Annotated in this window: 1 rRNA gene; it reads left to right on the forward strand. The window is 52.8% G+C overall.

The annotated features are described in order from the left end of the window. Positions 1-522, forward strand: a 16S ribosomal RNA gene (locus ABLU50_RS16235); the annotation flags it as partial. Between the last annotated feature and the right edge of the window lie 20 nt (positions 523-542).

A 542-nucleotide genomic window follows, 5' to 3' on the forward strand; every position in this document is an offset into this window, starting at 1 on the left:
TTGGTGCCTTCGGGAACTGTGAGACAGGTGCTGCATGGCTGTCGTCAGCTCGTGTTGTGAAATGTTGGGTTAAGTCCCGCAACGAGCGCAACCCTTATCCTTTGTTGCCAGCGGTCCGGCCGGGAACTCAAAGGAGACTGCCAGTGATAAACTGGAGGAAGGTGGGGATGACGTCAAGTCATCATGGCCCTTACGACCAGGGCTACACACGTGCTACAATGGCATATACAAAGAGAAGCGACCTCGCGAGAGCAAGCGGACCTCATAAAGTATGTCGTAGTCCGGATTGGAGTCTGCAACTCGACTCCATGAAGTCGGAATCGCTAGTAATCGTAGATCAGAATGCTACGGTGAATACGTTCCCGGGCCTTGTACACACCGCCCGTCACACCATGGGAGTGGGTTGCAAAAGAAGTAGGTAGCTTAACCTTCGGGAGGGCGCTTACCACTTTGTGATTCATGACTGGGGTGAAGTCGTAACAAGGTAACCGTAGGGGAACCTGCGGTTGGATCACCTCCTTACCTTAAAGAACCTGCCTTTG

It is taken from the genome of Klebsiella sp. GG_Kp173 (assembly GCF_040062415.1).
Classification (GTDB): domain Bacteria; phylum Pseudomonadota; class Gammaproteobacteria; order Enterobacterales; family Enterobacteriaceae; genus Klebsiella; species Klebsiella quasipneumoniae.